This window comes from Nocardioides dubius (assembly GCF_039528155.1).
In the GTDB taxonomy this organism is placed as follows: Bacteria; Actinomycetota; Actinomycetes; order Propionibacteriales; family Nocardioidaceae; genus Nocardioides; species Nocardioides dubius.
Map to the genome: position 1 here is coordinate 393576 of NZ_BAAALG010000011.1, position 7342 is coordinate 400917.

8 protein-coding genes are annotated in these 7342 nt (G+C 70.7%); 3 read left to right on the plus strand and 5 right to left on the minus strand.

What is annotated here, in order from left to right; all coding sequences use genetic code 11:
- Window positions 1–156 precede the first annotated feature (156 nt).
- The 5 genes from ABD151_RS14945 to ABD151_RS14965 are packed head-to-tail and all read right to left on the minus strand — an operon-like array spanning window position 157 to window position 5113.
- The gene (locus ABD151_RS14945; RefSeq protein WP_343995565.1) at window positions 157–984 is read right to left on the minus strand and encodes an ABC transporter ATP-binding protein; all 828 of its coding nucleotides are present in this window, start codon (window positions 982–984) and stop codon (window positions 157–159) included.
- Complete coding sequence (locus ABD151_RS14950) at window positions 981–1889, minus strand: ABC transporter permease (protein ID WP_343995566.1); 909 nt, start codon at window positions 1887–1889, stop codon at window positions 981–983. Before ABD151_RS14950 ends, ABD151_RS14945 begins: the two co-directional genes overlap by 4 nt.
- 5 nt (window positions 1890–1894) lie before the next feature.
- The gene (locus ABD151_RS14955; RefSeq protein ID WP_343995567.1) at window positions 1895–2806 is read right to left on the minus strand and encodes an ABC transporter permease; all 912 of its coding nucleotides are present in this window, start codon (window positions 2804–2806) and stop codon (window positions 1895–1897) included.
- Window positions 2803–3588: an ABC transporter ATP-binding protein gene (locus ABD151_RS14960; RefSeq protein ID WP_343995568.1), complete on the minus strand. Its 786-nt coding sequence runs from the start codon at window positions 3586–3588 to the stop codon at window positions 2803–2805. Before ABD151_RS14960 ends, ABD151_RS14955 begins: the two co-directional genes overlap by 4 nt.
- Before the next feature lies 1 nt (window position 3589).
- Complete coding sequence (locus ABD151_RS14965; protein ID WP_343995569.1) at window positions 3590–5113, minus strand: ABC transporter substrate-binding protein; 1524 nt, start codon at window positions 5111–5113, stop codon at window positions 3590–3592.
- 182 nt (window positions 5114–5295) lie between these two features.
- Here ABD151_RS14965 and ABD151_RS14970 point away from each other — a divergent pair, with 182 nt between their 5' ends.
- Genes ABD151_RS14970 through ABD151_RS14980 form a run of 3 tightly spaced genes read left to right on the plus strand, consistent with a single transcriptional unit; the run spans window position 5296 to window position 7342 of the window.
- Window positions 5296–6030 (plus strand): enoyl-CoA hydratase/isomerase family protein, encoded by a 735-nt coding sequence (locus tag ABD151_RS14970; protein ID WP_343995570.1) that lies wholly within the window; start codon window positions 5296–5298, stop codon window positions 6028–6030.
- Window positions 6027–6845, plus strand: a complete 819-nt coding sequence (locus tag ABD151_RS14975; RefSeq protein ID WP_343995571.1) for a VOC family protein — start codon at window positions 6027–6029, stop codon at window positions 6843–6845. The genes ABD151_RS14970 and ABD151_RS14975 overlap by 4 nt, the downstream gene beginning before the upstream one ends.
- Window positions 6842–7342 carry a flavin reductase family protein gene (locus ABD151_RS14980; RefSeq protein WP_343995572.1) on the plus strand — a complete coding sequence of 167 codons (501 nt, stop codon included), beginning with the start codon at window positions 6842–6844 and terminating at the stop codon, window positions 7340–7342. The genes ABD151_RS14975 and ABD151_RS14980 overlap by 4 nt, the downstream gene beginning before the upstream one ends.

A 7342-nucleotide genomic window follows, 5' to 3' on the forward strand; every position in this document is an offset into this window, starting at 1 on the left:
GAGCCGAGGTGGGAGCCCACCTCGACCGCCATCGTCAGCGCGTCCTCATCGTGGTTCGCGACCGAGCGGGCCCGGCGNNGGGCCTGCGCACCGAGCCGGGTGTCGTCGAGGTAGTGCAGGGGCAGATAGGCGGCATAGCGGGTGATGCCGGGACGTTCAGGCATGGCGGGCGGGGACTCCTTCATTCCAACGGGGAACGGCTGCCAGGAGGCGTCGGGTGTAGTCGACGCCGGGGTTCTTGAGGACCTGCTCGACGTCGCCGAGCTCGACGATCTCGCCGCGGTACATCACCGCGATCCGGTCGCACAGGTCGCTGGCCAGCATCAGGTCATGGGTGACGAACAGCAGGCCCACGCCGAGATCGGCGGCGAGGCCGCGCAGCAGCGTCACCACCTCGGCCTGGGTGGTCACGTCCAGAGCGGTGGTGCACTCGTCGGCGACGACGACTGCCGGCTCGGTGACCACCGCCAGCGCGATCGCGACCCGCTGGCGCAGGCCTCCGGAGAGCTGGTGCGGGTAGCTGTCGAGGACCCGGTCCGGGTCGGCGATCCGCATCCGCTCCAGAACCCGGGCGGAGCGCTCGGTGATCTGCTCCTTGGTGATGCCCGGGACGTGCCGGGTGAGCACCTCGGCGAGCTGCCGGCGCACCCGGATCAGCGGGTTGAGCGAGCGCGAGGCGTCCTGGAAGACCATCCCGACCTGCTGTCCGCGGACCTTCGCGGTCTGGTTCAGGGTCGGGGTCGAGACCGTCTCGCCGCAGACCGCGATCGAGCCGTCGGCCACCCAGACGTTGCTCTCCAGCAGGCCGAGCACCGCGCGAGCGAGGGTGGTCTTGCCACTGCCGGACTCGCCGACCAGGCCGATCACCTCGCCGGGAGCCAGGCTCAGGCTGACGTTCTTGAGCAGGTCGATCTCGCCGAGCCGCAGCGAGGCGCGGATGCTGAGGCCGTCGACCTCGAGCAGCGGGCTGGTGTCGGTGCTCATCGGCGCCTCTTCCTCGGGTCGTTGTGGGTGAGCAGGGCGTCGCCGAGCAGGTTGACCATCAGCACCACCGCGGTGATCGCCAGGCCCGGGAAGGCCGCCACCCACCAGGCGTTCGAGAGCACGTCCTGACCGGAAGAGAGCATCGCTCCCCAGCTGATGTCCGGCGGCAGGATGCCCATGCCGAGGAAGCTCAGCGCACTCTCGACCAGGATCGCGGTGCCGACCTGCAGGCTGCCGAGGGCGACCACGGTGCCGACCAGGTTCGGCAGCACGTGACGCGCCACGATCCGCAGCTCGGAGGCGCCGGCGGCCCGCAGTCCCATCACGAACTGGCGCTCGCGCAGCGACATCGCCACCGACCGGGTGACCCGGGCGCAGGGCGCCCAGCCGGTCAGCGCGAGCACCAGGAAGAGCACCGGCAGCGAGCTGCCCCGGTTGGCGATCACGGCGAGCGCGATCAGGATGAAGGGCAGCGCGAGCTGGGCGTCGATCACCCGGGAGATGACGACGTCCACCCAGCCCCGGCAGTAGCCGGCGGTGACGCCGATCAGCGTGCCGGGACCGATCGCGACCAGTGCGCCCACGAAGCCGATGAACAGGGTCAGCCGTCCGCCGGCGACCAGCTGGGCGAGGATGTCCTGGCCCAGTCGGCCGGTGCCCAACGGGTGCGACCACGAGCCGCCGTCCAAGAAGGCCGGTGGGGCCAGGGTGTTGTCGAGGTTCTGCTTGTTGGGATCGTGCAGCCAACCGGTCATCGGCAGGACGATCACCGCGACGGCGAGCAGCACCAGCGGCAGCGCCAGCCAGAAGACGGAGGTCCGGTTCGTGCGCCGGCGCTTGCGGGGCGCGCCGCTCATAGTGGCGGCAGCCGACTCCGCGGGCACCGCGGCAATGGTGTCGGTCATCGGGGTCACCTCACCCTCGGGTCGATCGCGACGTGGATCAGGTCCACGAGCTGGTTGAGCAGGACGAAGACGATCGCGCCGAAGACCACGATGGCCTGGACCAGCGGGAAGTCACGGAACTGGATCGCCTGCAGGGCGAGCTGGCCCAGCCCCGGCCAGGCGTAGACGTACTCGACGGCGACGGCACCGGAGAGCAGCGTCCCGGCCTGGAGCACCACCACGGTCAGCACCGGCAGCGAGGCGTTCTTGAAGCCGTGTCGCCAGACCACCGCCGCCGTGGAGAGGCCGCGGGCCCGGGCTGCGTCGATGTACGGCTCGCGGAGGACCTCGCTCATCGTGGCGCGGGTCAGCCGGGCGATGTGCGCCATCGGATAGAGCGCCATCGTGAAGGCCGGGAGGATCAGGTGTTGCACGCTCCCGGACTGGCCGGCCGGCAGCAGCCCCCACTTCACGGCGAAGAGCAGCACCAGCATCATGCCCAGCCAGAAGACCGGGATCGACTGGCCGAGCAGGGCCAGCGCGGAGGCCGCGCGGTCCCACCAGCTGCCCTCACGGGTGGCAGCCAGCACGCCGAGCGGGACCCCGACCAGGACGGCGATCAGCATGCCGGCACCGACCAGCTGGAGAGTGAACGGAACCCGGTCCATGATCATCTGCAGATTGGGCTGGTAGAACTGCAACGAGCTGCCGAGGTCGCCGGTGACGACGCCTTGCAGGTAGTCGAAGTACTGGGTCAGCAGCGGACGGTCGAGGCCGAGCTCGGCACGCAGTGCATCGCGCTGCTCGTTGCTGGCCATCGGTCCGAGGATGGTCGAGGTCGGATCACCGGAGAGCCGCCCGAGGGCGAAGGCCATCGAGACGGCGATCCACAGGGTGACCAGCACCGCCCCGACCCGGGTGAGAATGCGTCGCGTCATCGGCTTGCCCTCCACCGCGAGCCCGGCATCGCGGCCAGGAGCTTGCGGGTGTAGTCGTGTTGCGGGTCGTCGAGCACCTGGTAGGTCGGGCCGGCCTCGACGACCTCGCCGTGCAGCATCACCACCACCCGGTCGCACACGTTGCGCACCACCGCCAGGTCATGGCTGATGAAGAGCAGCGAGGCGCCGCTGCTGGCGAGCGACTCGTTGAGCAGGTCGAGGACGTCGGCCTGCACCGAGACGTCGAGCCCCGAGGTCGGCTCGTCGGCGACGATCAGCCGGGGCCGCATCAGCAGCGCCCGGGCGATGCAGACGCGCTGCGCCTGTCCCCCGCTGAGCTGGTGCGGGTAGCGGCTGAGCACCTCCGGGCCGAGCCGGACCTGCGCGAGCAGCTCGGTGTCGTCCACCCAGGCGGTCCGCTCGGGCTGCAGCCGGCGCAGCTCGGAGAATCCCGAGCGCACCGACTGCCGGGGGTCCAGGGACCCGTGCGGGTCCTGGAAGACCACCTGGACCTCCGGGCGGAGCCGGCGCAGCTCGCGCCGGCTCAGCCGATCGAGATCGTGACCGAGAAGATCGATCTTCCCGCTGGTGCGCGGGCCGAGCCCCGTGGCCGCCATCGCCAAGGTGGTCTTGCCCGAGCCTGACTCTCCGACGACGCCGACGGTGTCGCCGGCCGCCATCTCCAGTGACACTCCGCCGACGGCGCGGAAGGTCTCCCGGGACTTCTCCCGGCGATGCTCCACGACGAGGTCGCGGATCGCGAGCACGGTTGCCTCGGACATGTCAGCCCACGGTGACGTCGGTGAAGTCGACGGCGTTGAGGGGGCTGTACTTCACGTCCTTGACGCCGTCAGCGACGGCGTAGCCGTAGATCTGGCGGTAGAGCGGGATGTAGCAGTTCTTGTCCACCACGCCGATCTCGTTGAGCTCGTCGTAGATCGCCTCCGCGGCCGCTGCATCGGGCTGCGAGACGGCCTCGTCGGCCATCGCGTCGGTCTCCGGGCTGCCACAGTTCTTGGTGATCGACGCCGAGCGCATGAAGCCGTTGACGAAGAAGGACGGCACCGCGACGTTGGGCACGCCGGCGAAGATGTACATGCCGTCGAGCTCGCCGCCACCGATCTGGGTGACCAGGCTGCCGTAGTCCATGGCGTTGTACTTCACCTTGAAGCCGGCCTCGGTGAGCATGCCGCCGACGGCTTGGGCGACCTCTTCGATGTTCGTGTACTGCCCCGCCGGGTAGGCGATCGGCACCTCGACGGACTTGCCGGCGAGCAGCTCCTTGGCCTTCGCCAGGTCCTGCTCGACGACGACGTCGGGCTGGGTGCCGGGCTTCACGTTGAGCAGGCCGCCGTCGGCGACCGCCTTGCCGTTGAAGATGCCCTCGACGATCTTGTCGCGGTCGACGGCCAGCGCCGCGGCCTTGGCGACGTCGGGGTCGTTGAACGGCGCCTTGTCGGTCTGCAGGAAGGCGATGATCTTCATCGCCGACTCGGTGGCGGTGACGTCCAGTCCGGCCTTGTCGGCCTGGTCCTGCTGCGCGGGCGGCAGATCGAAGGCGACGTCGACGCTCTTGCTGCGCAGCAGCGCGAGGCGCTGGGAGGCCTCCGGCGACCAGCTGAAGACCAGCTTCTCGGTCTCGGCGGCGTCGCCCCAGTAGTCGGGGTTGCGCTTGACGGAGATGTCGCGGCCCGCGCGCATCGCGTCGAAGAGGTAGGGGCCGGTGCCGATCGGCGCGGCGGCGAAGCCCTCGGTGCCCTTCTCCTCGTAGTACTTCGGCGGCACCAGGTAGACGGTGCCGAGCTGGTTGACGACGTCGTACTGCGGGGCCTTGGTCGTGATCACCAGGGTGGTCGCGTCCGGCGCCTCGAAGGAGACGGCGTTGCCCCAGAACGACTTGAGGATCGAGGTGTCGAGGTCGCGGACCATCTCCAGGGTGTTCACCGCGGCCGCGGCGTCGGCGGGCTCGCCGTTGCTGAAGGTGACGCCCTCACGCAGAGTGAAGGTCCAGGTCAGGTCGTCGGTCCGCTCCCAGGCGGTGATCAGGCCGGTGTCGGTGGGCTCGAGGTCCTCGCCGGTGGCGACCAGCGGCTCGATCACGGTGGCCCACACGACCTGCGCCGAGCGGGCGCCGACGATCGGGTCGAGGGTGGCCGGCTGGGCCGGGAGGACGACGCGGAGCGTGTCGGCCGAGGACGCTCCCGCGCTCTCGTCACTGCTGCCACAGGCGCTGAGCCCGGTGGCCAGGAGGCTGGCGGCCGCGACGGCGGCCAAGCCGCGGCGCAGAGCCATGGTGCTGTTGATCATTGGTCCCTCTTCTTTCCTGCTGGAGCGGTCCTTCTGAACGGAGCACGCCGGGGACGCGAGCGGGTTCAGAGCTGCCGAGACATTGCCGATAAAGTACCGACCAGCCGGTATCAAGTCAACACATTCATGAGACTGCCATCACATCTTCCATTTCATACCGACTGGTCTGTATGCTGCCTCGCATGAGCCAACACGAGATTCACAGCGCGACCCACGGGCCGCTGGGCGAGGTGCGGTTCGACCACTCCGGCCGGCACAACTGCTTCACCGAGGCAGCACTCGCCGACCTGGTCGCCGAGCTCGAGCGCGTCGCGGCCGATCCGGCCGTCAGCGCGATCCGGCTGACCATGGCCGGCCCCACCTTCTGCTCCGGTTGGGACACCCGCGAATTCGCCGCCCTCGCCCAGCGCTCCGGCGCCGAGCTCGAGGCGTCGCTGCGCGCCAGCGACGCCGCACTCGAGCGGATCAAGACCCTGCCGGTGCCGGTGATCGCCGCGGTCCGCGGTCAGGTCACCGGCTTCGGCGTCGGCCTGCTGGCCAGCCTGCACCTCGCGGTGCTCGCCGACGACACCACCGCCGCCCTGCCCGAGATCGCGTACGGCATCTCGCCGGCCGGCATCCTCGGCACGCTGCTCGATCGGTTGCCGATCGCCGCCGCCCAGCGGATGCTGCTCACCGGCCTGCCGGTCACCGCCACCGAGCTGCACGCCTGGGGCCTGGCAGCGCAGGTGGTCCCGGAGGCGCGTCTCGACGCCACCGTCGCCGAGACCGTGGAGCGCCTGACCGGCTACCCGGGCGGCATCACCCGCACCGTGCTGCAGGCGATCCAGGCGTGCAGCGCCACCGGGACCAGCGACCCCGCCTACGCCGCTGCCGTGCAGACCCTCGGCAGCCTCGGCGCCGGAGGACGGCGATGAGCGCCGCGTTCCGCGCCGGGGAGCCGGCCTGGGTCGAGCTCTGCACCCGCCACCCCGAGCGCGCGGAGAGCTTCTACGCCGCCCTCTTCGGCTGGCACAGCCGCACCGAGCCGCTGAGCGCCGGCAGCTACCGGATCTGCCAGAGCGGCGCCGACGACGTCGCCGGCATCATCGACGCCGACCTGCTGCACGACGGCCGCAGGCACGGCTGGATCACCTACTTCGCCGTCGACGACCTGGAGCAGGCTCTCGCCCGCGCCCAGTCGCTGGGCGGCACGGTCCAGCTCCAGCCGCGCTACCTGCCGGCGGCCGGCACCGGCGCCACCGTGCTCGACCCCGCCGGCGCCACGCTCGGGCTGTACCAGGCCGAGGCGCGCAGCGGCGTCGCCACCCTCAACGCTCCCGGCACCCTGTGCTGGAACGAGCTCTCCACCGGTGACCCGGCCGGCTCGACCGCGTTCTACCAGGGCCTCTTCGGCTTCGAGTGCGAGGAGCGCGTCTCCGCGCGCGGCCAGCGCTACACCGTGCTCAGCCTCGACGGCGACCCGGTGGCAGGCCTGCTCGCCCTGGAGAGCACCTGGCCGAACGAGATCCCGGCTCGCTGGATGCCCTACTTCCGGGTCGACGACCTCGCCGCCTCGGTGACCCGGGTGCACGAGCTCAGCGGCGCGGACCTGCTCGGCCCGGTGCCGAGTCCGCACGGACCGCTGCACGTGGTCGAGGACCCCGACGACAACCCGCTCTGCCTGATTGAGCTGACCGACACGCTGCGCCGCGACTCGCGCGCCGACGCCCCGACAGGTGACCCCCGATGACCGAGCCGATCTTCGACACCCGCGAGTTCCGCAACGCCTGCGGGCAGTTCCCCACCGGGGTGACCGCGGTGACCGCCTCCACCGCGGACGGGCGGGTGGCCGCCTTGACGGTGAACTCCTTCACCTCGGTCTCCCTCGATCCCCCGCAGGTGCTCTTCTGCCTGGCCACCTCGTCGTCGAGCTACGACATCCTGGAGGCCGCCGACCGGATCGCCGTGCACATCCTCAGCGAGGACCAGGAGGAGGTCGCCCGGCGCTTCGCCACCTCCGGCCTGAGCGGCGAGAAGAAGCTGGAGGGCACCGACTGGTCGACCGGTCCGGGCGGCGTCCCGGAGCTGGCCGGAACGGCGGCGACCCTGATCGGCGCGCCGGGCGAGCGGATCCTCAGCGGCGACCACGTGATCATCCTGGTCGACGTCGACCACGTCCGGCACAAGGAGAGCGTCGGCGGCTCGCTGGGCTTCTACCAGGGCCGCTTCCTCCAGCACCGCAAATGA

Excerpts from the sequence above, each read along its gene's own strand:
- ABD151_RS14945 (WP_343995565.1), bottom strand. The coding sequence starts at position 984 with ATGAGCACCGACACCAGCCCGCTGCTCGAGGTCGACGGCCTCAGCATC.
- ABD151_RS14950 (WP_343995566.1), bottom strand. The coding sequence starts at position 1,889 with ATGACCGACACCATTGCCGCGGTGCCCGCGGAGTCGGCTGCCGCCACT.
- ABD151_RS14955 (WP_343995567.1), bottom strand. The coding sequence starts at position 2,806 with ATGACGCGACGCATTCTCACCCGGGTCGGGGCGGTGCTGGTCACCCTG.
- ABD151_RS14960 (WP_343995568.1), bottom strand. The coding sequence starts at position 3,588 with ATGTCCGAGGCAACCGTGCTCGCGATCCGCGACCTCGTCGTGGAGCAT.
- ABD151_RS14965 (WP_343995569.1), bottom strand. The coding sequence starts at position 5,113 with ATGATCAACAGCACCATGGCTCTGCGCCGCGGCTTGGCCGCCGTCGCG.
- ABD151_RS14970 (WP_343995570.1), top strand. The coding sequence starts at position 5,296 with ATGAGCCAACACGAGATTCACAGCGCGACCCACGGGCCGCTGGGCGAG.
- ABD151_RS14975 (WP_343995571.1), top strand. The coding sequence starts at position 6,027 with ATGAGCGCCGCGTTCCGCGCCGGGGAGCCGGCCTGGGTCGAGCTCTGC.
- ABD151_RS14980 (WP_343995572.1), top strand. The coding sequence starts at position 6,842 with ATGACCGAGCCGATCTTCGACACCCGCGAGTTCCGCAACGCCTGCGGG.